The sequence below is a fragment of the Micromonospora sp. NPDC049004 genome (genome assembly GCF_040649315.1).
GTDB lineage: Bacteria > Actinomycetota > Actinomycetes > Mycobacteriales > Micromonosporaceae > Micromonospora.
Genome location: NZ_JBEZFG010000003.1, coordinates 610605 through 633995 on the forward strand (window position 1 = coordinate 610605; position 23391 = coordinate 633995).

Genomic DNA, 23391 nt, shown 5'->3' on the forward strand with positions numbered 1-23391 from the left:
GCCAAGGATTTCTTCACATGTGGAGGCGGCGTGCGGGCATTCGCCGGGTGGCTTGTCGTTCTCACCGTTGCCGCAGGTGTCGTGGCACCGGCTGGCCCGGTCGCGGGTGCCGCGACAACCGCGCCAGCACCGACTGCCGTGGTGCCGCTGGCCACCGGCCCGCAGCCCGGCACCTTCACCGGCCGCGGGTTCGACACCTGCACGGCGCCGGCACAGGCCGCCATGGACACGTGGCGGGCCAGCTCGCCCTACGGCGCGATCGGCATCTACATCAGCGGGGACAGCCGCACCTGCTCCCAGCCCAACCTCACGCCGACGTGGGTGGCCAACCAGACGAACAACGGATGGCGACTGCTCCCCATCGAGCTGGGCTACCAGGCACCCTGCGGCACTCGCGCTCCGAAGATGTCCGCCGACCCCACCACCGCCCGGTCACAGGGCGTCTCCGCGGCGAACCGGTCCGCGAACGCCGCTCAGGCACTGGGCATCGGCAGTGCGAGCACCATCTACAACGACATCGAGCAGTACCCGACGAACGCGTCGTGCCGGGCCGCCGTGCTGTCGTTCCTGTCCGGCTGGACCGAGCAACTGCACGTGCGCGGCTACCTCGCCGGCATGTACTCCAGCGGCTCGTCCGGCATCAAGGACGTCTGCGACGCGTACGGCAACCCGAGCTACACCCGACTCGACCAGATCTGGATCGGTTGGTGGAACGGGGTGGCCGACACGCGGGCCGGCAGCTACTGCGCCGACGCCTACTACGCGAACCAGCAGCGGGTCCACCAGTACGCCGGCGACGTCACCGAGACGTGGGGCGGCGTGACGATGAAGATCGACCGCAACTACCTCGACCTGAGGGTCACCCAGACGCCGCCGCAGCAGTGGACCGCGACCATCGACAACAGCACCTCGGGCGGGTTCACGGCGAGCACCGCGTGGGGCACCTCGACCTACTCCGGCCAGCGGTACGGCACCGACTACCGGTTCGCGAGCCCGGTGTCGTCCAGCGACGTCGCCTGGTTCCGGTCGACGATTCCGGCAACGGGAAACTACGAGATCTCGGTCTGGTACCCGGCCGACGCCGGCTACAACGATCAGACGCCGTACCTGGTGGCGACCACCACCGGAAACCTGTCGGTGCCCGTCAACCAGCGGGCCAACGGCGGCCGATGGGTCTCGATCGGTGTGTTCACCTTAGCCGCCGGCACGGGCAACACCGTCGGCGTGAGCCGCTGGACCGGTGGCACCGGACTCGTGATCGCCGACGCGGTACGGATCACGCGGGTCTGAACCCTCACGTCGGGGCGAGGCGCCTTTTCACCGGGCCGACCACGCCCGCGCCGCCGACAACGGCTACGGCCTCGGCTCTTGCCCGGCGGCGGCCGCATCGACGACCGCGACGGGAGTGCCAAGCTCGACGGTACGGGAGACGGTGCACAGGCGATCGTGGGACTGCTGCAACGACCGGGGCAGCGCCTCACGCGCCCGGTCCCCCTCCGGCCCCGCCGGGAACGTCACGGTGAACTCGACCCTGATGTTCTGCATCCGGTTTCCACCGACCTCGTCCCGGATCTTGTCGCCGCTGACCTCGACGGAGAACCCGGTCGGCTCGGCACGCCGGCTGGTGATGTGGTCGACGTCCACCGCGCTGCAACCACCGATGGCGGCCAGGAGCAGCTCCACAGGCGTGAAACTGGCGTCCTCGCCCGTGCCCATGGACAAGGAACCGCCGCGGACGTTCCGCGCGACGTAGTTTCCCACGCTGGTGCGCTCGATCTCCACCGAGCGGAAGGTGTCGTCACTCATGACAGGGAAACTACCGTGTCATCCGTCGAGCGATCTGGTGGTGGCGCGCGCCCCCGCAAGGAAGGCGGTGGCAACGTCCCCTTCGGTCGGGGAGGCCGCCCCTCTTGGACGTACACTCGGTACACCATCTGGATGCCCGGGCCTGTCGAGCGACGTGTATAAGTTGTCCAATGGTTGAAAGTGCCTCATGTTCCGGCGCGTCACCCGCCGCACCCGACGGCGCTGACGTTGCCGCGCTGCGCTACCTGCAGCAGGTTCACGGCCCGGTGCTCCTCAACTTTCTGACCCGGCTGACCAACGGCGACGTGCACCGGGCCGAGGACATCGTGCAGGAGGCGCTGCTGCGGGCCTGGCGTAACCCGGAAGCCCGCAACGCCGACGGACGGTGGAGCCGCGCCTGGATCTTCACGGTGGCGAAGCGCATCTTTATCGACCAGGTTCGCGCCGCGCAGGCGCGGCCCGCCGAGCTCTCGGACGAGCACATCGACGCCCACGCCCACTTCGAGGACCCGATCGAGCAGGCACTTGACGCACAGGAGGTCCGCGCGGCGCTCAACTCGCTGCCCGAGCGACTCCGGATCACGCTCGTCGAGATCTACTTCCAGGAACGGTCGGTGGCCGAGGTCGCCGAGATCCTGGACGTTCCCGCCGGAACGGTGAAATCCCGCACCTTCTACGCGCTTCGGGCACTGCGCGAAGCTCTCGCCGGACGTGGTTTCATGATCCGTCCGGACGACAGCTCGATGCGCGCGGGTGCCGCAAAGAAGCCCACCGAATCGTGAACCGGCGACGACCGGGATCCGTCTTCGTTGCGCACGAACCTCTGATCCAGGCTCAACCGAGCAGATGGGTGGACTGATGACTCAACGCGCTACCTTACGGTCGCGATGGCGGCGGGTGATGGCGACGACCCGGGGCCAGGCGGAAGTGGTGGCCTTGACGCTCACCATCGTCCTGTGTGGCGCACTGGCCCTCGATGTCGTCCCGGCGGTCGCCGACAACGAGAAGCTGGTGGGGCGCCCGGTAGCCGACGAGGACGTGCCGTCCCTCGTCGCCGCCGCCCTGTCCTGCCCTGCCCTGACCCCGCCGAAGATGGCGGCCCAGGTGATGGCCGCTACCGCGTTCGGCTCCGACGGCGCCAACAAGGGCCTGGCCGGGATGGACGACGCGACGTGGTCGAAGTGGCGGCCGTCGGCCGACGCCAATCGCACCGACCCTGCGGCAAGTGTCCTGGCCATGGCCCACCGCACGTGCGAGGTAGTTGGCCAGTTGCGCGCGGCCGACGTCGACGGCGACCTCTGGGCCGCTGCCATGGCCGCGGACAAGGTGGGCCTGCAGGCAGTGATCAAGGCGAAGGGCGTACCGAAGACTGCCGAGGACCACGTCGACAAGGTCACCGCCTACGCCAACTGGTACGCCGATCAGCCGCAGTTCCGCCTCGGCAGGACCGCCGAGGTGATGGTCTCCCCGTCGGCCGATCAAACCGTGGCCGTACCAGCCACACTGGTCAGCGCCGTCAACGCAGCCGGGCGGGTCTGCCCCACCGTCACCCCCGCCCGGATCGCCGCGCAGCTACGTGCCCTGTCCGGCTTCAACACGAACCTGCGCTCGCCCTCAGGTGCCGCCGGAATCGCCCAGTTCTCCGACAGCATGTGGGATCAGTACAAGCCGGGAACGGCGGCCTCCGTCTGGAACCCGGACGACGCGATCCTCGCCATGGGCGCCGCCATGTGCGACATGACCAACCAGTTCGTCGGGCTCAGCGGCGGGGACGCGTACACGCTGGCACTCGGGGCGTACCAGTGGGGCATCGACGTGATCCGGCGGGCCAACGGCCTGCCCCGCGCCAACGTCCCGCAGTTGGCCGACGAGGTCGTCACCTACATCAGCGTGTACGAGAAGGACAGTCGGCTGACCACCGCGGTGGTCAAACCGACGCCGAGCGCCTCGCCCAGCAAGGCATCGCCCTCGGCCTCGCCATCGGCATCGGCATCGGCACCCGCACCGAAGGTGACCACGAAGGCGCCGGCGAAGCCCGCGACGTTCCCGTTCGATCCGAATGCCCGTTACCAGATCCGCAGTGCCTGGGCAGCAGCCACGCTCGATCTGCCGGGCGACAGTGTCAAGCCGGATTCTGGGACCCGGGTTCAGCTCTGGAACAACCAGAACGCGAAAGACCAGTACTGGCGAATCCAGAAGGCGAAGACCGACGGGTACGTCATGTTCCTCAATGACTTCACCGGGCAGGCGCTCGCCATCGAGAACGGGTCCACCGACAACTACGCGAAGGTGGTCGTCGCCACCAAGGACGTCAACTCCACGACGCAGCAGTGGAAGATCACCGACGCCGGCGACGGCAAGGTGTCCATCGAGAACCGGAAGTCCGGCAGGGTGATGGAGCTGCTCGGCGACGATCTCGGCCCGCAGAACGCCGGCACCTGGAACGGCTACTTCGTCGAACAGTACGACCGGATGCCGACGGTCAACCGAGACCAGTTCTGGATGCTCGTCAAGTAATCGCCCGGAGGGAGGGATGACGGTGTCGGACGAACACGTCGGGGACGATCTCCTCGGCTTGCATCACCTGGGTGAACTGGACCCGGCGCAGAGCGACGTCATCCATCGCCACCTGGCGGCATGCGCCGAGTGCCGGGCCAGGGCGGACGGGGTCGTCGAGACCCTGGCCGCCCTGGCCCTGCTCGCTGACGTCGGCGGCGAGGCTCCGGTCAGCGCCGACGACCGATCGACGGCTCACGTCGTCGCCCGGCCGCACCCGACCGGCGGCGACCGGAGTGCTGTCCCGCCGGACACGCGCCCGACGGGCCGCTCCGAAAGGCCCGGCAGCCGCCCCGGCAGGCCGCGGACTGCCGCACGCCGGCTGCGGCTGATCCGCGCGAGCGGCCTGCTCGTTCTCGTGTTGGTCCTCGCCGGGCTCGGGCTCGGCGCGATCGTGCGCGGTCCCGAGACAGACGACGCGACGACCGTGGCGACAGTCGCGGCCAAGGCCAGCGACACGAGATCCGGCGCCTCGGCATCCGTCTTCCTCACCGAAGACGAGGACGGTGTCACGGTCCGGGCCACGGTCAGCGGGCTGCGCTCCGGCACGCGGTACGTGCTCTATGCGGTCACCTCCGACGGGGACAGCCAACCGGTGGGCCGCTGGGCGGGCACCTCGCCCGTGCACGAGGTCACCGGCGAGCTGGACGGCGTACGTCTGAAGGAGCTGTCGTTCTTCACTGTCTCGCCGGAGGCCGGCGGGGTGGTGGTGTCGGTCTACCTGCCCGGCGTCGCCGGCGCCCCGGTCTCCGGGCAACCCGACTGACCCGCCGACCCGCAGGTGACCGGTGAGTGGGTCGGAGGCGCCGTCGTCAGTGCTGTAGGTGCCGAACTGCATAGGTACGCCCCGGAAGCCGGTCCCTGAGATGCCCGGCGACACCATCCGATTCAATCCCGGACGGCTACGACAAAGGTGAGACGCATGTCCTTGATCACTCGGTCGGCACTTCGTGCGGGCTTGGCCGTGAGCGCGGTGGTAGCACTGCTCGGCCTCACCGCGACCGCCGCGCAGGCCGACGAGGATTACGTGAAGTACTACACGGTGACCTCGTCGCAGAACGGTGCGAAGGAGAACCTCAGCGAGATCGCCAAGCGCTTTGTCGGCGACAGTGCCCGCTCCGCCGAGTTGTTCAACCTCAACTCCGGACGGCCACAGCCCGACGGCGGCGTGCTCGTGGACCCCGCGCGGCTCAACCCCGGCTGGATCCTGATCCTGCCCTGGGACGCGGTCGGCGGCGGCGTGCAATACGGCGTCCTGCCCGACAAGTCGCCGACGGCCAAAGTGATCCCCAAGCCGGGCGTGACGCCCACGCCACAGGCATCGCGTACGACCCCCCAGCCCGGCGGGACCGCGACGGCGACCACAAAGCCCACCCCGAGCAAGAGCCCGTCGAAGGGCGGCCAGACGGGCAAGCCCGGCAAGGGAGGGCCGTGTGCGACAGCTGCCGCGTCCAGCGGCACCTCCAGCTGGGCCCAGCTACGACTCGCCGCCGACCAGGCCTGGCCGCAGAGCCGGGGCAAGGGGCAGCTCGTCGCCGTTGTCGATTCCGGAGCGGACGGCAGCCTGCCGCAGCTGACCGGGCACATCGCCGTCGGCTCGGACATCGTCACCGGCAGCGGCCGTGGTGACACCGACTGTCTCGGCACCGGGACCGCCATGGCCGGGCTCATCGCCGCACAGCCCAGCTCCGGTGGAGGTATCACAGGGGTTGCGCCGGACTCCACGGTCCTGCCGATCCGGATAGCGGGCACCAGCACGAAGGTGCGGGCCGCCGACGCCGCCGCCGGAATCAACGCGGCAGTCGGGGCCGGCGCCACGGTCATCGCGCTCGGACCCTATGTGGACGCCGCCGACAAGGGCGTCGCGGACGCCATCGCTGACGCTCTGAAGCACGACGTCGTCGTCGTACTCGGGGCCGCCCCCCGTCCGACCCCGGCTGAGGCGGACGCCGCTACCGGCGACGGCCGACTGCGCGTCGGCGGCGTGGGTGTGGACGGCCAGGGCGCCGACGACTATCGCAAGGGCGGCGTGGACGTCGTGGCGCCGGGCGTCAACGTCACGAGCACCGGCATCACAGGTACCGGCTCGATGACGGGCAGCGGCACCCACTATGCCGTGGCCTTCGTCGCGGGCACCGCCGCACTCGTCCGGAGCGCGTACCCGGAGTTGACAGCTCAGCAGGTTGCCCATCGGCTCCAGGCGACCGCCGACAAGATCGGCAGCGGAACGGCCCTCGACGGCCGCTTCGGCGCGGGAATGATCAATCCTGCCGAGTCGGTCACCAAGGTGCTCCCGGAGGAGGCCGTGTCCCCCGAATCCGACGAGCAGAGTCTGGCCCGGATCACCTCCGGAGCAACCGGCGGCCGGTCGGCGCTGCTCATCGTGGTGACGCTTGTCGCCCTTGCCGCGGCAGTCCTGCTGGTCGTCCGCATCCGCAGGCTGCTGCGGGACGAGGCGGTGCCCGAGGAGGAAGCCGTCGATCCGCCGGCCGGCGACGACACTCCGCCACCTGCCACGCGTCCGCCGGCGGTCAGGCCGGGCGCCCAGCGGGACACGACCCTCATCACCCCGGGAGCACGGCCGGGCACGAGGGACGGCGACCCCGCGACGCCTACCTCACCAACTCCGACCTCGTTCAGTCCCGACGCGAAGGCCGGCGTCCCGGTCTCGCCCGGGTCGTCCGAGCGGGGCACTGGCACTCCACAGGCGTCGACCGCGGACCGCGAGGCATCGGTGGGAGCGAAGTCGGACAAGAGCGCGGAATGACCACCGCCATGCCTGGAGGCCCACGACAGGCAGTAGGCGAACCGTGGATGTGAGGCGGGTGGCCGACGATGCCGGGCACGTCGAGGAGTTGCTGGGCCTCTATCACCTCGACGTGCTCGACGCGACGTCGGCAGCGCGGGTACGTGAGCACCTCGACGCGTGCGCCGCCTGCCGGGTCGAGGCGGACCGGCTGTGCGAGGTGCTCGGCGTGCTGGCGCTGCTGACCGACCAACGGGAGACGCTTGTCAACGCGTACGGGGCCCTCGGCACCGCAACACCGCCGGCGTTCCCGGAACACTTCGCGCCGATCGAGGAACCGGAGGACGAGTCCCGTCGCCCGCGGCGTCTGCCCTGGACGCACCGGCTCGGCCGCGTAGAGGCGGCGGACACGTCTGCCGCAAGCCCTCCGGCCGTCGCCGCAGCGCCCGAAGCGCGGTCCGCTGTCGCACCGGCCGGTTCACCTGCGGCTCCGGGACACCCTGCGGTGACAGGATCCCCGCACGGCACGGCGACGCCACAGCCTTCCACGCCTGCCCCCGAACCGGCCGGGCGCCACGACTCCGCCGCACCGCCTACCCGATCCGCCGCACCGCCTACCCGATCCGCCGCACCGCCTACCCGATCCGCCGCACCGCCTGCCCGATCCGCCCCGCCGGCTGCTGGCCTGCCCGCCTCGTCACCGGCCCGGCCCGCACCAGCACCGGGCCGATTTGCCGCATCGCCCGCCGGCATGCCCGCCGCGCCTTTCCTGCCGTCAGCTGCCGTTGCCGCGTGCCCGGCAGCGAGCCCGACCGCCCCGGCGACGCGTGTGTCGCGTCCCCAGCCGTCGCTTCCGGCAGTTGGGCCCGCACCCGCCGCGACTGTCGCTCCGGGTGCGCGGCCCGCGCCTGTGGTCGACGCTGCTCCCGCCGCCGAGGTGCCGGCACCCGCCGCGCCCAGGCCCGCGGTGGTCAGGCAGCCCCGGCCAGCCGGGCGTACGCGAGCGTTGGTGGTCTCCATCGGGATGCTGGCCACCACCGTGACGCTGGGGGGTCTGGCCGTGGGTGCGCTGCTGCGCGACGGCAATGAGTCGACCTCGCCCGGCGTGCCGATCGTCGTCAGCGCCGCGGCCTCGGCGACGGACGTGGACAGTCACGCCGAGTTGGCCGTATCGCTTACTCAGGCGAACGGGTCGGTGCAGGTGCGGGCGACGGTGACCGGCCTGCAGAAGGATGTCGGCTACCGGCTGTACGGCTACAGCCTCGACGGCACCCGGTGGCCCGTCGTCAACTGGACCGGCGGGGCCGGCAAGGTGCAGGAGGTCACCGGCACGGCGCCCGTCGCGATCGCCGACGTGTCGCACTTCGTGGTGCTGCGCAGTGACCGGACCACAGTGGTGACCGTGTACCTGTCGAAGAGCGAGAGCGCGAACCTCGGGCCGAACGGCAGCTGACCGGGGTCCGAGCCGCCGCGTGACGGCCCGGACTCCGCCGCTCAACAGTCGTAGACCGCCCCGAGGACACGTTCGAGCTGCTGCGCCTCGCCCGCCTTCCCGGCGGTACCCAGATCCTTGATGACGTCGCCCAGCGCGTCGACCCAGGTGCGCTTCATCGTGGCGTCGAGGCGGGGCTTGTTCTCGGCGACCCACGCCCCGACGTCGGTGAACCGCCCGGCACGGGCCAGGTCGACGGCCTTGAGCAGTGCCGAGGTGAAGTCGAACTGGTTACGCGCGCTGACGTCGGTAGCGCCGCGGCCGGTGGCCTCGACGAGCGTCTGGAACTTCTCGGTGATGGGGACGTCGGCCTTGACCCCCGCGTCTGCCAGCTCGTAGACGCTCGAGATCACCGCCTTCGGGCGTTCCTCGATTGTCGCCTCGTGGTAGCGCGGCACCACGTCGGTCTCGGGACCGAACGTCAGCAGCGGGTCCACGATGCCGGCTCGCATGCTGGTCTTGACCCGCTGCGCCATCCCTTCGGCAAGCGCCTTGTTGGCCTGGGTGAGATAGGTCGCGGGTGCCGACCGGAGACGGTCGTACTGTTCGCGGACGGACAGGCCCCCCCAGACGAACTCGCCGAACTCCTCGTCGGCGCGCGGAATCCGCGGGTCCCGGTGCAGCTTCGCGGCGGTTGCCGCAAGCTTGTCGTCGAGCTTGGGGCTGGGCTGGTCGGGGCGCTGACTACGGGGCACCGTGCGATCCGCGGGCTGGACGTGCCAGGGATTGTCCAGGCTGACGCTGAGCCCACCGGCCGCGGCCGGCGCCGAGTTGGCAAGTGCGCCGCCGTAGGGTGCTATCGCGTCGAGCAGCTCGTCGCTGACCACGCCCTTCGTGAAGACAGTGACCTGGGTGCGGCCCTGCGCGAACTGTTCGAGCACCTCATTGAGTTCGGTGATCTGCGTCGACGTGGGGGCCTGGCGGGCCGGGGTGCTGAGCCAGAAGTAGACCTGCCCCGGATTGTTCTCGGCCAGTTTGAGCAGATCCCGGGGCGGCGCGCCCTTGGCGACCAGGGCGCCGGTGTCGCTGACCAGGTTCGCGGGGGCATTCTGCGGGTGCGGCATCTTCTCCTGGGCGTCTGCCAGCCAGTTCGGCTTGGCGTCCAGGTCGGACTCGTGGAACGAGGAGCCGAGGCTGCTCTGTGCCGACGCGGGCGAACCGGGCGCGGCGACAGTGAGCTCTTCGAACCACACCCGGGTCTGCCGGTGCAGGGCGTCGTCGTCGAGACCGACGGCCGGCTTCAGCAGGCCGTCGGGCAGCTGCGAGGCGTCCAACCGCGAGCCGCGGGTCGAGGCCGAGGCGACCAGATCCTCGGCGGTGGGCAGCTGGTCGGCCTGCCCCGGGTGCAGGTAGCGGAAGCGGGCGAGCGCTTCGCCCAACATGGTGACGAGCGGCGCACGCACCGCCTCGGCACGCGTCAGACCGGCGGCGACGGCCTGCTCGGGTAGGCCGTTGAGCTTGTCGATTCCGGCTCGCAGCGCGTTGTGGCCGTTACTACCGCCCTCTACGTGGATCTTCAGGGGAACGCGCGGCCCGTAGGTGCGCGACAGATCCGCGGCCTTCCATGCGACGTTGTCGACGAATTGCCGCAGCGCCCCCGAGTTCAGCGTCGGCTCGAGTTTGCGTGCCCCGAAGTCGACGGCGAGCGCTGCGGGCGGCTCGAACGTGAAGGGCTTGAGCCACTGCTGGTTGCGGTCGAACTCGGCCCTGAGGCTGAACTCGTCGCTGTCGAGTCGACCGGTCGGCGAGAAGGCGTGCGCCCACTCCCACGTTCCGTCCTCGGAATGCACGAACAGGTAGTGGTGCTTGTCCGCCCACGGTTTGTGCCACGTGCCGTCCACCCGCGTGCGCTCTCCGACGCTTCCGGTGTCGGGGTCGCGGAGCGTTTCGATGTAGTGGTCGTTACCGATCACCCGGTCGCGCCAGGTCTGCCTGGGCACGAACGCGCCGGCGTCCGGCTCCTGCGGCGTGAAACGCGTGCCGGTGAGAGTGCCCCAGAGGTTGGTGCCGTGGACGTTGATCTTCACGTAGGGCGCATCGGGCTTCGACATCGACGCCTTGTAGGCGAGAATCGACCGTCCACGCGCGTCGGTCTGCGGCACCGAGGCGGGTATGGCCTCGTCCGGCACCAGGGGGGTGGAGGTCGACGGAACGATCTTGTCGGCCGGGTTCCGGTTGCCGATCACGTCCAGAATGACGTTGCGCAGGTCCTCACCGTCGATCTTCACTGCGGGTTTCGGCGGGAACAGGACGAACGCCACGCCAAGGCCGAGCTGGACGGCGAAGTCGGTGCCGATGTTGATCAGTCCCATCAACTCCGGCTCGCCCTTGGCGGCGGTGACGATCTGCTGGACGGTGCCGACGTTCTTGAGCTTCTGCTTGAGTTCGTTACGCAGCTCCGTCCAGAGCCGATCGCCGAGCCGGCGGTAGATCTCCTTTTCCGGGATCGTCGCCCCGTGCTGAGCCGCCTTCATCTCGGCGATCTGCTTCTCGAGCATCTTGGTGCGTTCCTCGAAGAAGCCCTGGAAGATCTTGGTGAGACCTGCGGAGATCACCGGCCAGCCCGGGACGTACGCGCCGGCGAAGCCCGCCGCCGCCAGGAAGAGCTCGAAGCCCCTCTGGTACGAGGCGGCGATGGACTTCGCCATGAGGGCAGGCTGGATGTCCGCCAGCAGGAGCGCTTTCGTGCTGCTGTTCTTCTTCTGGAACTCGTTCGCCTGATACTTCTCGAACTCCCGCAGGGCGATGATGCCGGCGCCCTTGCCGACGAAGCCGACCGCCGCCGGAACCGCGGCCAGTCCGGTGGGCACGAAGACGCTTGCGGTCCACCCGAGCGAGCCCTCGACCATGCCGATCACCTGTTGCAGGGCCTTCCTGGTGTTGCTGGCCTCGCCTCGCACGGCGGCCTTCACCGCGGCGTCGGTCACGAGGTCGCGCATGTGCTTCGCGATCTCCTCCGCGACGTGCGCGTAGCCCTCGATCGCTCTGGCGATGTCCGCGACCCGTTCCTCGGCCGCCCGCCGGTCCAGCACCGGGTTGACGGTGGCGCCGGTACGGGGAGCGGGGATGCTCGCGAGCGCCCCGTGCAGACCGCTGATCGCGTGGTGCAGTTCGATGCGGTGTTTGCGCACATGCAGGCGGTCGCCCAGCGTCGCCTTGACGAAGCCCAGCTTGCCGAGGTTCTTCAGGGAGCCGGCCAGATGCTCACCGTGGTCGATCTGCCGCTCCAGCAGCGCGCGCAGGTCGCGGTTGAAGACTATGTTGTCGTCGACCAGCGGGCGGGCTCGCTTCAAGCCCGGCTTCGGGTCCTCCAACCCGGTGGTCGTCAAGGTCCGTACGATCTGGTCGACCGGGGACTCCGACGGGCCGAGGTGCAGCGCGACGCCCGAGGGCAACCTGTGGAAGGCCCGCGATACCTCCACCGCACGGGCCATCTCCTCCCTGGTCGGCACACCGGTGCCCGGCAGGTAGTGGCCGAGCGCCTCCGGTTCCGCGTCGGGCGACATTCCCGGTCGGTAGGCCCGGAACTGGTTCGCGCCGGTCTGCACCAGCTGGGGCCGTCCGTCCACCCAGACGGTCTCGGCCGTGAACACCTTCGCCAGCGCGGTGGAGCCCTCTGGCGCCTGCACGACGAAAACCTCGGTGTCGGCGCCCACGACCGTCATCTCGGGCCGTTGGCGGAACAGCTCCCGCAGCGTCCCGGTGCTGACGATCTCGCAGGCGATGATGTCGGCCGCGGCCGTGCCCGCCGGGATCTGCGCGCTGATCGTGCCGGACGTGGCGTAGGCGGTGCCAGTGCTGCGGATGCCGCCACGAACGGTGTCGCCGGCATCGTTGCGGTAGCCCTCTCCGAGGACGACGAAACCGCCCTCCGGCAGCCGCACCTCCGACAGATCCCGAACGAGTTCCGACCCGGGCACGCCGAACACCACTCCGTTGCCCTGCGCCAGCGGTGTCGTGGTGGGCTCGCCGACCAGCGGCTCCAAGGTGGTGGCCGGGGCGGCGAGGTGCTTGACGAAGTAGTTGCCGTTCTTGCCGACCTTGAAGAGCTGCCACCGATTGCTCCCGCTCTCGCGCAGCTGATAGTAGTTGCTCCTGCCCAGGATCGGCCGGTAGCGCCGACCGGGACGGTCGGGGCGGGTGTACGTCTGCTCCCACGCGTTCACCTGCGGGCCGCGAGCGACCCAGTTGTCGCCGACGTAGTAGTCGCGGCCCCGGACATACTGCGGCGCCGGGGCCTGGGTGGCCTGTTGAGTGGCGACAGGCCCGGTCGTGGTGGTACCGCCGTGCTCGGAGCTGGTGTCGGAACCGGCGACATACCCGGTATCGGCTACCCCCGTCGTGTCTCGCACGCTCAACGGCTCAGACATCTGGTACGGCGACGCGGTGACCGGCTGCGCCGTCATGCGCAGGCCGGAAGAGGCGGTGGTCACCGGCCCACGACCGGCGCTGACGGATGCGGCAGGGAAGGACCGGGTGTAACCGGAGCCGTTCCCGGTAGCGGAGCCCGAGCCGGAAGCGTTGCCGAAGCGGGCCGCCCCCATGGCTGACGACTCCGCCTGTTGGCCATCGAGGACCTGGCGGATCCGGGCAGCCTGTGCGCTGGTGGCCCATCGAGACTCCGTCTGGCCGGTGGTGCCGACGACGTGCTGGTAGTACTGGCCCTCCCACTCGTACCAGCGGATGCCGTCGACCTCGTAGAAGTCGGTGAGCTGCCGCTCGAACTGCTCCTGGGCAGCGATCTCGGACGCGCTCGGGGCAGGACGGTAGGCCAGGGTGGTGCGCAGCCCTTCCTGGGCCACCGGGGCGGCAGTGGTGTCCTCCCGCAGCGCCGTCGGCGTGCGCCGCTCGACGTCGGGAAGGTGGCCCCAGAGCCGGGTGGCCGAAGTCCCCGAGAGGCCGAGTTCGGCGCTCTTGCCGGCCTGGGCGGCCTTGACGCCCCAGGCCTTCATCTGAGCCAGAATCTCCGTCATCGCCGGCGTGACGTTCCTGGGCTTACGGCGCGTCGGATCATTGCGCCATTCGCTCGGGATCACGTCCCGCAGTTCCTGCCAGAGTGCCCCCTCGATGGCGGGCGTGAGGTCACCGCCGGGAGCCTGGAGCAGCCGCTCAGCCTGCTTGGCGTGCTTGAGGACGGTGGCCTCACTGATCCCGGGCGTGTACTCGCTGATCGCCCGGGCGTTCTCCAGACGGGTGTTGAGCCGCTGGACGATCTCGGTCCATTCGCGCGGTAGCTGGGTGTTCGGCTTGCGGGTGGCCGCATACTGCTCGCTCAGCTCCCTGAGCCGCAGCGCGTCCGGGTCGTTGCGCAGATCCTGGCGTACGGTGCGGACGTCACCGGCCACTGTCGGCTCGAAATCCACGAACGTGCGCTCGTCACCGCTTGTCGACGGGGTCTCGTAGTTGCGGCGGTCGTGTGGCCGCTCGCCCACGCTCTGGAGGCCGTACTGCGGTGCCGGGCCTTGGACGGACCCCTCCGGCGCCTGCTCGTTGGACCAGGCGGAGTAGTTGGTGCGGAAGTCCCCGGCGAGCATTTCCTCGAGCCGGCTCAGCACCCAGTGCCCCTGCGCCTGCGGCTGATATGGATCGGTGGCGACCTGTGGCCGGTGACGCAGCAAGCTCTCGAAGGCCGCGTCGTAGGCCGCACCCGGATTGGTGTTGTGCTGCACGCCGTGCGTGCCGTTCAGGTGCTCCAAGCCGAGCAGGCAGGCGAGACAGGGCCGCATACGCCCATGGATCGCGAAGTCGCCCCAGATCGTCTCGCTGGTCAGTCCGGATCGGTCGACAGCGATCATGAGCTTCTGTTCAGCGTGCATGTTGGGCTCGGGGCTGTGCCGCAGGAGGATGATCGCGTTCTGGAGGTCCGGCGAGGTGAGCGCGTGTCGGACCGCCTCGCGGTCCGACGCGTCCACAGTCACGGTCGGCCCATCGGAGGAGAGGATGTCGGTGACCGCATTCGCGGGGCGCGGATGTGCCACGTCGGCGGACCCGTCGAGCTTGTCGACCGCGGCGTTGAGACGGCGTTGCGCCTCGATGCGCTCCTGTCCCTTGTAACGGGCCCGACCACGTTCGTGGATCAGGGTGCGGATCGGGTGTTGGGGCAGGTCTCTGGCCCGCTCGTCCAGCAGTCGCGTCGTCGTGTCGCTGTTCGAGGCGATGACCAGCCGGCCGTTGATGATCATCGCCTGCATTTCGAAGTCGCGGTCGCTGGACGCGATGGTGGCTTTGTTCGCGTCGCGCAGTTGTTGTCCGGCGTCGTGGAGCGCCAGTGACAGGTGCCGCAGCGACTGGCCAACCGCGTCGGCTGGCGAGTTCTTGTAGGAGCGGGGGTACCTGAAATTCACCTGGTCCGTCGAGCGCCCTTGCTGCGGCAGCCTGCCGAAGTCCAGGGAGAAGCGGGTCAAAATGGCCCGGATCTGCGCCATGACATTGGCGTCGACTGTCGCCGGGCGCTTGGTGGCGGCCTTCTGCCCGTCGCTGTCGGACTCGTGCCGCCGCTTGTTACGGTCACCGCCGCCCTTGTCTTCCCGGCCACCGCTGCCGCTGCTTCTGCCGTGTTTCGTCGACTGCCGGCCCGCGTAACGGACGCCGCCGGGGTCGACGAGGCCGGGGTCGACCAGCGCCCGCACCGTCGACCCCGACTCCACAGCGGTCGCGACGGCGGTGACCTGTCCGTTGCCGTCCACGAGCAGCATGCGCGCGTCGACGAGGTCGCTGGCGACCTCGTCGGCGGGACGGACGGCGCCCACCTCACCAGCCCGAAAATCGACAGCCTGCAGACCGTCGGCGGTGTCTCGGAAGGCCACCGCGTGGCCGATCGAGCCGGGACGCCCCACCAGGGCGAACACCGTCGCTCCCCGGCTCCCCGCCGGTGCGCCGCGCAGTGCCTGCGACACGGTCGAGAGCGAGTCGAACGCGCCCCACTGCCTGTCGGTCACCGCGGCGAAGGGGTCGGGCGACGGGTCGGGGGAACGGGTAAGCGTGCCGGGGAGCGTCGCCAGGTCGTCGGCCGCCTGCCCGGTGCGGACACTGCCGTACAGATCGCGGGCGAGGTTGCGGACGCCTGTGACGCAGGCGGCGAGGTCGGCCAGTTTGATCGGCGGCAGCTGCGCGACAAGCGTGGCGAGGCTCGCCGCCGAACGGCCGAGCTGCCCCGGCATGGTGACCGTCATCGTGTCGAAGGTGCGGGGAAGCGGCTCGGCGGTAGCGGCCCCGTCGGAGAACCGCAGCACGGACAGGCCGTCCGCGGCCGCGATCACGTGGTAGGCCTGCGGCGGCGCCCCGGCCGCGGATGTCACGTCCACGACGGCGCGCTCCCCCGGCCGCAGCGTCTCAAGGTGGGTGAGCAGGGCCGGGAGGCTGGTGACCCGGCCGGCCTCACCGGTGGGGCGTACCTCGGTAAGGTCGGCGTGGCGGGGGTTCACCATCGCGGCAGGTAGGCCGATCCAGGCGACGTCGCCGTCGAAGCGCAGTTGCCCGGACATCGCGGGGTGAACCGGCCCGACACCGGTGCGGACCGCAGTGGTGAGGGTGTCCGCGAGGTGCTGCTTCGGCAGCACGACCACGCCCGTCGCGAGGAGCGGATCCGTCGTCCGGCCGGCGGCGTCGACCGGCAGCACGCACTGATCGGCTGGATCGAGCAGGTCCGTACGGCCGGGCAGCCGCACGGGGAGCCCGAGCCCCGTCCAGGCGTCGACCCCGGCACGGGTGACAGACCTCGTCATATCCGGGGCGAGGGTCTGCACCATCCGGGCGAGAGTCCCCACGTGCTCCCGGGCCAGGGCGTCACCGATGCGGGTGGCGCCCAGGGAACCCTCACCGAGGTGCACCTGGACGATGCCGGGCAGCTCCGGCGTTTCGAGCACCCGGGTGGGTACCTCGGCGGTGGGGTCGATGCCGAGGTGCAGGCCCGAGGGGACGGGGGTGTAGCCCTCGAGACAGATCGCCGGAATGTTGCCAGCCATCAGGCGTACTCCTGCCAAAGGTCGTGGTGCCGGATCCGTGCGTCAGTAGCAGGTGGCGATGTCCTCAAGGAGGTGCTTGAGGCTTTCCTGCGCGGAGGCCGGGACACGCGGCTGCACCTCCTCCTTGATGATGTAGTGCCAGCCGACCCGGTCCTGGCCGGTCAGGCAGTCGATAGCGGTGACCAGGTCGTGCGGCGAGACGCCGCCACCCCAGCGAACCGGGTCGATGGTGCGCAGGAGCGCCTCGGCGACCGTGGCGTGCGCGCGGTACAGCTCGGGTGCGCCAGGCTTACGCGCGGCCCGCTCCCCCTCCAGCTCGCCCTTGCCGGCCAGCACGTCGAGGACGGCGCCGGGGGCGAGCCGGGTGACGCCCTCGTCGAGCATCGCCTGGACGAGCTGACGCAGCCACAGCAGACCGTCCTGGAAGGGGCCCTGCGACCCGAGCACCTGCCGGTTGCTGAGATAGCCGAACAGCAGCGACTCGTCAGCGGGCGTCGCTTGCGGCACCCGCTCGGCAAGCAGCGAAGGATCCGTCGGGGCGATCGGCGCGGCATGGAGATCGGTGGACGCGCGCGATGCCACCTCCAGTACGACGCCGAACGCCGGCAGCGCTCGATCCGGCACGAAGAACGGATGGTCCTTGAGCAGGAGACCGTCCGGGCCGACGGCGGTGGCCCGCGCCCGGTACGCGTCGACAAGCGCCCGCATGGCGTCGAGCGACTCGGGCATCAGCAGCTCGACCCGGTTCTCCCGGAAGTAGCGTTCGGCGTCCGGCCAGCTCGGCGACGCGAGAAATTCGCGCAGCACCTGAGGCGCCTGCGCCACGGGCGTCCTGGAGGCAAGCTGACCGGCGTGGTCGAGGGCACCGCTGGACAACACCGAGTAGCGCTCCGGCAGGCCATCGCCGTGCACCGTCCAGCCCTCGAGATCACCGAGCTTGTTGATACCCGGCACGACGGTCACGCCGCCGTACTGGTTGCGGACCAACCACATCAACTCGTCGTTGTGCTCGGTCGCCACCACGACCGGAGGGCCCGCGGAACGCTTCAGCGACTCGTTCAGTGCCGTCTTCAGCTCGGCGTCCAGCGTGGAACGGCCCTCGTGGGCCCGCCCGCGGCGTACGTCCACGGCGACGACCGGACCGTCGTAGCCGCCGACCACCTCAAGGATCTGCCGGCGGATGGCCGTGCGGGCGCCCTCCGGCCAGGCGCCGACGAGCAGTGACGCCCCCTGCGGCCGGGCGTGCATGGAGACGAGCGGTGCGGTCTCGGTCGCTGCCTCGACCACCGGCAGGTACGGGTTGCCGAGATTGTCGACAAGCAGCGCCGTGGACCGCTGTCGCTCCAGGATCGCGGTGTGCTCGTTCAGAGAGCCGTCCGGGTGGGCGGGCAGGAGAGTTCCGTGCGCCAGCGGGTCCGCCCAGTACATCTGGCCGTCGGCCGGAGAGCGGACGAGCCAGAAGGCGCGCGGGTGCGCGTCGCCGTCGGCCCAGCCGTTGATCAGCGCCGCGGCGGCGCGTCCCTCGGCCACCTCGGACCACACCGTGTCCGCACCCAGGTGCGTCAGCCGGCTCTGCAGCAGGTCCTCGAGCATGCCGAGCGAGACCGGGCGGGGCGAGTCCAGCAACCCGTCGATCTCACCGCTGGGCAGCGTGCCGAAGAGGGCGTAGTGAGCGGCGGCGACAGTGGAGAGGTCGCCCGGCCAGGAGCCGGCAGGTGCCGGATTGTTCGCCAGCCACTCCCCCAACCGCTCGATCGACGCCGGGACCAGCGACGTCTCCAGGTTCTCCAGGGCGGTCCGCTGAGCCGTGGTGCTCTCCGGCATGAGCCGGTAGGTCTCGGCGATCGCGCCGACCGGGGCCTCCCGGCCGTCCGGGCCGGACGCGAAGATCCGCTCCTCCGGCAACCGGCCCAGCGCGACGGCGTCCAGCGGCGCGTGCAGCGCCACACCCAGGTCACTCTGCACGTTGAGCAACGTCTCGGGGTCGGTGACCAGTGTCGCGGTCCCAGGATCGACCAACGCCACCACCACGTCCAGGCCCTTGTTCACAAGGCCGCGCAGGTGCTCGCGTACGCCGGCCGACGACGCCTGGTCGATCGGCAGGAAGACCGAGACGTCGCCGGAGGTCACCGTCGTTGCGATCAGGTCGGTCAGCCGCGCGTCCAGCGGGGCCGCCGCCGAGCCGGTCCGTAGCAGCACCTTGCCCGGACCCGCCACGTTGAAGAACTGGAGACAGTCCTCGAGCACACCCATGCCGGTCTTCCCTCCGCTGCCCTTTGCTTCGCCGCTACTGGCCGAGCACCGAGAGCGCCTCGGTCAGTTGGCCCATTCGCTCCTCGGTGAGTTGGCGCAGCTGCGCACCGGCGTCCTTGAGGGCCTCCAGCACGAGTTCCTCGATCTCCTCGTGGCCGCCGCGCTCCAGCAGGTCCGGGGCGAGCCGAACGTTGCGGAACTCGGCACTGGCGGTCATGGTCACGGCCACCGCACCGTCATGGGAGGTGCCGACGACCTCACTTTCCGTGAGGCGGTCCCGCATGCTCGCCATCTGCTCCGAGACTGTCCGCGCCCGCTCAAGCATCAGATCCAGCTCGTTCGACGCCATCACGTTCCTCCTTCGGCAAGGTTCACGGCACGCTCCCACGAGACGCGGGATCAGCTGCCAGGTCCCCGAAGGGGGACATGCGAAGGCCGCCGCCGGATCCCGGCGGCGGCCTCGCGTCAGGCTCAGCTTTTCCAGGTACGCACGTTGGCCCACTCGCTGTCGGCGTAGTTGTTCCACGACACGTTCATCGCCGCGGCGATCTGGCCCAGCACGCCGGTCGGGCCGAAGAGGCCGTCCGCGGCGATGTTCCACTCGTTCTGCAGGCCCTGGTAGTACGACTGCGCGGGGCCCTCCCAGGTGTCCTGCAGGGGTGACAGCTTGCTGATGAGAGCATCCAGCTGACCGACGATCTCCGTCGCCTTGGTGTTGAGCTGCCGGCCGGCGAGCTCAAGCTCCGCGGGGACGCGAAGGTTGCTGGTGGTGGGGTCTGCCATTGTTCGCTCCTGATCCTGGGTCTCTTAGAGGCGGGCGCCGGGGATGTCGCCGTTGACCGCGACCAGGCTGGCGACGTTGGCCTGCTCCGCGTCGACGTAGTTGGTGAAGTTGCCACGCAGGCCGGACGCGATGTCGGTGAGCGCGTCGTGCAGCATCTTGCCGAACACGTCGAAGTCGTGCATCAGGATGTTGAACTGATCCGACGCCACGCCGTGCCAGGTCGCTTGGAGGTTCACGACGTACGAGCGCAGCGCCGCCAGCTCGCCATCGATGTCGGAAGCGGTGCTGTCGCAGCTCACCGCCGCGTCGGAAATCATCTCCGGTGTTACGAGAATGTGGTCCATTGCCATTCCTTCCGTCGGCTCTCGTCTGTCAGGACTTGGTGTTCGTCAGGTTCTGGGTGTTCGTTCCCTCGGCGCCGACATAGTTGTCGTACGACTTCTGCATCGCCAGGATCGCGTCGTCCAACAAGCCCTTGGTGTCGGTCGTCAGCTTGCCCATGTCCTTGACGAGCTCCTGGTACTTGGCTCCGGACGGGCTCACCCAGACGGTGCCGATCATCTCCTCGAAGAACAACTTCATGGTTCTGAGATTGCTCTCGATCATGTCCCGCTCTCCCGCGATCGTCTTGATCGCGGCACCGAGCTTCGGGATCTCGACGGCGTAGTCCGCCCGCTCCCCGTTGACGATCTGATAGATCGGCTTGCCGTCCTTGTCGGTGCCGACCACTGTGCCGTCGCCGAACTTCGACTCGATGATCCCGTCGGCCTTGTACGTGATGTCGACGGTGTTGCCCTTGCCGTCGTACCCGTGCGTCGGGCGACCGCCGGCGTCGAACTCGTCGTAGGTCCAGCCGTTCGACTGCATCGTCTTCACGTCGCCGTTGGCGTCGCGGGTGACGATCGTGCCGTCGCTGTAGGTCCACACCGCGCTGCCGTCCTGGGCGTAGACGATCTTCACCGTGTTGTCGCCGTCGTCCTCCTTGCCCGCGGTCGGCCGGCCCTGGGAGTCGAAGGCGGCGAACGTCCAACCACCGGACTGCATCAACGTCACGTCACCCGCGCCGTTGCGCTTGAGAACCGTGCCGTCGCCGTACTTCCAGGTGCTCGACCCGTCCGGGGCATAGATGACGGACACCTCTTGCGCCGGCTGGCCGTCCCTGGCCGGGACCGTGCCGTGAACCGGCCGCCCGTCGGCGTCGAAACTGTCGTACGTCGTCCCGTCGGCCAGAATCTGCTTCGTGACGTTGCCGTCGGGATCGCGGTAGACCCTGGTGCCGTCGCCCTCGTACGTCCAGATGCCGGTGCCGTCGCTTGCGTAGCTGATGCTGACGGCCTGGCCGCCGACGGTGCCGTGGGTGGGTTTGCCGTCGGGGTTGAACTGGTCGTAGACCGAGCCGTCGGCCAGCTCCTGCCGGACGACGGTTCCGTCCGCGCTCCGAAAGACCTTGGCGCCGTCACCCGCGTACGTCCAGACGCTGCTGCCGTCGCCGTTGTAGGCGATGTCGACGCCCTGACCACCCACCGTGCCGTGCGTCGGCTTCCCATCCGCGGTGAACCGGTCGAACACCGCACCATCAGCCGTCACCTGACGCACCACATCGCCATCGGCGTTACGGGTCACCGTGGTGCCATCACCGTACGTCCAGACGCTGCCACCGTCGCCGCTGTAGGCGATGTCGACGCCCTGACCACCCACCGTGCCGTGCGTCGGCTTCCCATCCGCGGTAAACCGATCGAACACCGCACCATCAGCCGTCACCTGACGCACCACATCGCCATCGGCGTTACGGGTCACCGTGGTGCCATCACCGTACGTCCAGACGCTGCCGCCATCACCGCTGTAAGCGACTTCGACCGACTGACCACCCACCGTGCCGTGCGTCGGCTTCCCATCCGCGGTAAACCGATCAAAGACCGCCCCCTCGGGGGTGGTCATCCGCACCACGTCGCCGGCGGCGTTGCGATCGACGCTGCTGCCGTCGCCGTATCGGTAGATGCTGGAGCCGTCGCCGTTGTAGGAGATGTCGACGTCCTGAGGCGGACCGCCACCGGCGCCCGGCATGGTGCCGTGGGTCGGCCTGCCGTCGGACGTGAACTTGTCGAACACCGCGCCGTCTGCCGTGCGCTGCCGAATCAGTTCACCGTTCGCGTCGCGCTCCAGCGTGGACCCGTCGGCGAAGTTGTAGATGCTGGAGCCGTCACCGTTGTACGAAATGTCGACGGCCTGACCGCCCACCGTGCCCTGCGTCGGCCTCCCGTCCGCGTCGAACCGGTCGAACACCGCGCCGTCGGCAGTCGTCTGCCGCACGACGTCACCGTCGGGGTCGCACTGGATCGTGCTGCCGTCGTCGTACATCCAGGTGCTGGCGCCGTCGGCCGCGTACGAGATGTCGACCGACTGGCCGCCGACCGTACCGTGCATCGGTCGGGCCTGGTCATCGAACCGGTCGAAGACCGTGCCGTCCGCCGTCGTCTGACGAACCGGATCGCCGTTGGCGTCCTGCACGGAGACAGTGCCGTCGGCATAGCTCCAGGTGCTCGTGCCATCAGCGTTGTAGTCGATGGTGACCTCTTGCCCACCAACAACGCCGTGAGTCGGCCTACCATCGCCGCTGAACGCATCGAACGACGCACCGTCGGGAGACGTCTGGCGCAGCGGATCGCCGTCAGCATCCTGAACCGAGACCGTCCCATCGGCATAAGTCCAGGTACTCGACCCATCAGCGTTGTAACCGATGGTGACCTCTTGCCCACCAACAACGCCATGAGTCGGCCTACCATCGCCGCTGAACGCATCGAACGACGCACCGTCGGGAGACGTCTGGCGCAGCGGATCGCCGTCAGCATCCTGAACCGAGACCGTCCCATCGGCATAAGTCCAGGTACTCGACCCATCAGCGTTGTAACCGATGGTGACCTCTTGCCCACCAACAACGCCATGAGTCGGCCTACCATCGCCGCTGAACGCATCGAACGACGCACCGTCGCCGGTCTTCTCGTACGTGACGTCACCAGCGGCGTTGCGCTGAACAATCGTCCCGTCGGCGTAGCTCCACGTACTCGAACCGTCGTCGCCGTACGAGATGGAGACCTGCTGCGCGCCGGCACCATCACCACCCGGCAACGTGCCATGCGTCGGCTTGCCATCAGACGTGAACGCATCAAACGACGCCCCATCGCCGGTCTTCTCGTACGTGACGTCACCAGCGGCGTTGCGCTGAACAACCGTCCCGTCCGCATAGCTCCACGTACTCGAACCGTCACCGCCGTACGAGATGGACACCTGACCCGCGTCGGGCAACGTGCCATGCGTCGGCTTGCCATCAGCGGTGAACGCGTCGAACGACGCACCGTCACCCGTCCGCTCGTAGGTGACGTCACCAGCGGCGTTGCGCTGAACAACCGTCCCGTCCGCGTAGCTCCAGGTGCTTGAGCCATCTCCGCCGTAGGAGATTGAGACCTGACCCGCGTCGGGCAACGTGCCATGCGTCGGCTTGCCATCAGCGGTGAACGCATCGAACGACGCCCCATCGCCGGTCTTCTCGTACGTGACGTCACCAGCGGCGTTGCGCTGAACAACCGTCCCGTCCGCATAGCTCCACGTACTGCCGCCACCACCGCCGTACGAGATCGACACCTCACCGGCGTCAGGCAACGTCCCATGCGTCGGCTTGCCATCAGACGTGAACGCGTCGAACGACGCCCCATCGCCGGTCTTCTCGTACGTGACGTCACCAGCGGCGTTGCGCTGAACAACCGTCCCGTCCGCATAGCTCCACGTACTGCCG

Annotated in this window: 12 protein-coding genes and 2 pseudogenes; 7 read left to right on the forward strand and 7 right to left on the reverse strand. The window is 69.3% G+C overall.

Translation table 11 applies throughout. The features are described from left to right. Positions 1-30: 30 nt before the first annotated feature. Positions 31-1290, forward strand: a complete 1260-nt coding sequence (locus tag AB0B97_RS12005; protein ID WP_357492991.1) for a glycoside hydrolase domain-containing protein — start codon at positions 31-33, stop codon at positions 1288-1290. A 63-nt stretch (positions 1291-1353) separates the two neighbouring features. On the opposite strand, the gene AB0B97_RS12010 is transcribed toward AB0B97_RS12005, so the two are convergent. Beyond that, complete coding sequence (locus AB0B97_RS12010; protein WP_357492993.1) at positions 1354-1806, reverse strand: OsmC family protein; 453 nt, start codon at positions 1804-1806, stop codon at positions 1354-1356. 170 nt (positions 1807-1976) lie between these two features. Here AB0B97_RS12010 and AB0B97_RS12015 point away from each other — a divergent pair, with 170 nt between their 5' ends. The 6 genes and pseudogenes from AB0B97_RS12015 to AB0B97_RS12040 all read left to right on the forward strand — a co-directional run bounded on the left by AB0B97_RS12015 (position 1977) and on the right by AB0B97_RS12040 (position 8561). Then, the gene (locus AB0B97_RS12015; protein ID WP_357492995.1) at positions 1977-2588 is read left to right on the forward strand and encodes a sigma-70 family RNA polymerase sigma factor; all 612 of its coding nucleotides are present in this window, start codon (positions 1977-1979) and stop codon (positions 2586-2588) included. A gap of 118 nt (positions 2589-2706) precedes the next feature. After that, positions 2707-4323: an RICIN domain-containing protein gene (locus AB0B97_RS12020; RefSeq protein ID WP_357492997.1), complete on the forward strand. Its 1617-nt coding sequence runs from the start codon at positions 2707-2709 to the stop codon at positions 4321-4323. A 22-nt stretch (positions 4324-4345) separates the two neighbouring features. Beyond that, entirely contained in the window at positions 4346-5128 is a 783-nt protein-coding gene (locus AB0B97_RS12025) for a zf-HC2 domain-containing protein (protein WP_357492999.1), read from the forward strand. Positions 5129-5284: 156 nt separating this feature from the next. Continuing rightward, positions 5285-7129: a S8 family serine peptidase gene (locus AB0B97_RS12030; RefSeq protein ID WP_357493001.1), complete on the forward strand. Its 1845-nt coding sequence runs from the start codon at positions 5285-5287 to the stop codon at positions 7127-7129. Positions 7130-7187: 58 nt separating this feature from the next. After that, positions 7188-7292 (forward strand): annotated as a pseudogene (locus AB0B97_RS12035) (zf-HC2 domain-containing protein); the annotation flags it as partial. Between the two features lie 825 nt (positions 7293-8117). Further along, positions 8118-8561: a hypothetical protein gene (locus AB0B97_RS12040; RefSeq protein WP_357493460.1), complete on the forward strand. Its 444-nt coding sequence runs from the start codon at positions 8118-8120 to the stop codon at positions 8559-8561. 41 nt (positions 8562-8602) lie between these two features. Here the strand turns inward: AB0B97_RS12040 and AB0B97_RS12045 are convergent, their stop codons facing one another. From AB0B97_RS12045 to AB0B97_RS12070, 6 genes and pseudogenes are all read right to left on the reverse strand, one after another. Further along, complete coding sequence (locus AB0B97_RS12045; protein ID WP_357493003.1) at positions 8603-16564, reverse strand: hypothetical protein; 7962 nt, start codon at positions 16562-16564, stop codon at positions 8603-8605. A gap of 42 nt (positions 16565-16606) precedes the next feature. Then, the gene (locus AB0B97_RS12050) at positions 16607-18817 is read right to left on the reverse strand and encodes a hypothetical protein (RefSeq protein ID WP_357493005.1); all 2211 of its coding nucleotides are present in this window, start codon (positions 18815-18817) and stop codon (positions 16607-16609) included. 34 nt (positions 18818-18851) lie between these two features. Beyond that, on the reverse strand, positions 18852-19166 hold the full coding sequence (locus AB0B97_RS12055) for a YbaB/EbfC family nucleoid-associated protein (RefSeq protein ID WP_357493007.1): 315 nt from the start codon (positions 19164-19166) through the stop codon (positions 18852-18854). A 122-nt stretch (positions 19167-19288) separates the two neighbouring features. Further along, positions 19289-19600, reverse strand: coding sequence for a WXG100 family type VII secretion target (locus AB0B97_RS12060; protein ID WP_357493009.1), 312 nt, complete (start codon positions 19598-19600; stop codon positions 19289-19291). Between the two features lie 24 nt (positions 19601-19624). After that, positions 19625-19945 (reverse strand): WXG100 family type VII secretion target, encoded by a 321-nt coding sequence (locus AB0B97_RS12065; protein ID WP_272616656.1) that lies wholly within the window; start codon positions 19943-19945, stop codon positions 19625-19627. A gap of 28 nt (positions 19946-19973) precedes the next feature. Next, positions 19974-23391 (reverse strand): annotated as a pseudogene (locus AB0B97_RS12070) (hypothetical protein); the annotation flags it as partial.

Excerpts from the sequence above, each read along its gene's own strand:
- AB0B97_RS12060 (WP_357493009.1), bottom strand. The coding sequence starts at position 19,600 with ATGGCAGACCCCACCACCAGCAACCTTCGCGTCCCCGCGGAGCTTGAG.
- AB0B97_RS12015 (WP_357492995.1), top strand. The coding sequence starts at position 1,977 with ATGGTTGAAAGTGCCTCATGTTCCGGCGCGTCACCCGCCGCACCCGAC.
- AB0B97_RS12050 (WP_357493005.1), bottom strand. The coding sequence starts at position 18,817 with ATGGGTGTGCTCGAGGACTGTCTCCAGTTCTTCAACGTGGCGGGTCCG.
- AB0B97_RS12045 (WP_357493003.1), bottom strand. The coding sequence starts at position 16,564 with ATGGCTGGCAACATTCCGGCGATCTGTCTCGAGGGCTACACCCCCGTC.
- AB0B97_RS12030 (WP_357493001.1), top strand. The coding sequence starts at position 5,285 with ATGTCCTTGATCACTCGGTCGGCACTTCGTGCGGGCTTGGCCGTGAGC.
- AB0B97_RS12065 (WP_272616656.1), bottom strand. The coding sequence starts at position 19,945 with ATGGACCACATTCTCGTAACACCGGAGATGATTTCCGACGCGGCGGTG.
- AB0B97_RS12010 (WP_357492993.1), bottom strand. The coding sequence starts at position 1,806 with ATGAGTGACGACACCTTCCGCTCGGTGGAGATCGAGCGCACCAGCGTG.
- AB0B97_RS12020 (WP_357492997.1), top strand. The coding sequence starts at position 2,707 with ATGGCGACGACCCGGGGCCAGGCGGAAGTGGTGGCCTTGACGCTCACC.
- AB0B97_RS12055 (WP_357493007.1), bottom strand. The coding sequence starts at position 19,166 with ATGGCGTCGAACGAGCTGGATCTGATGCTTGAGCGGGCGCGGACAGTC.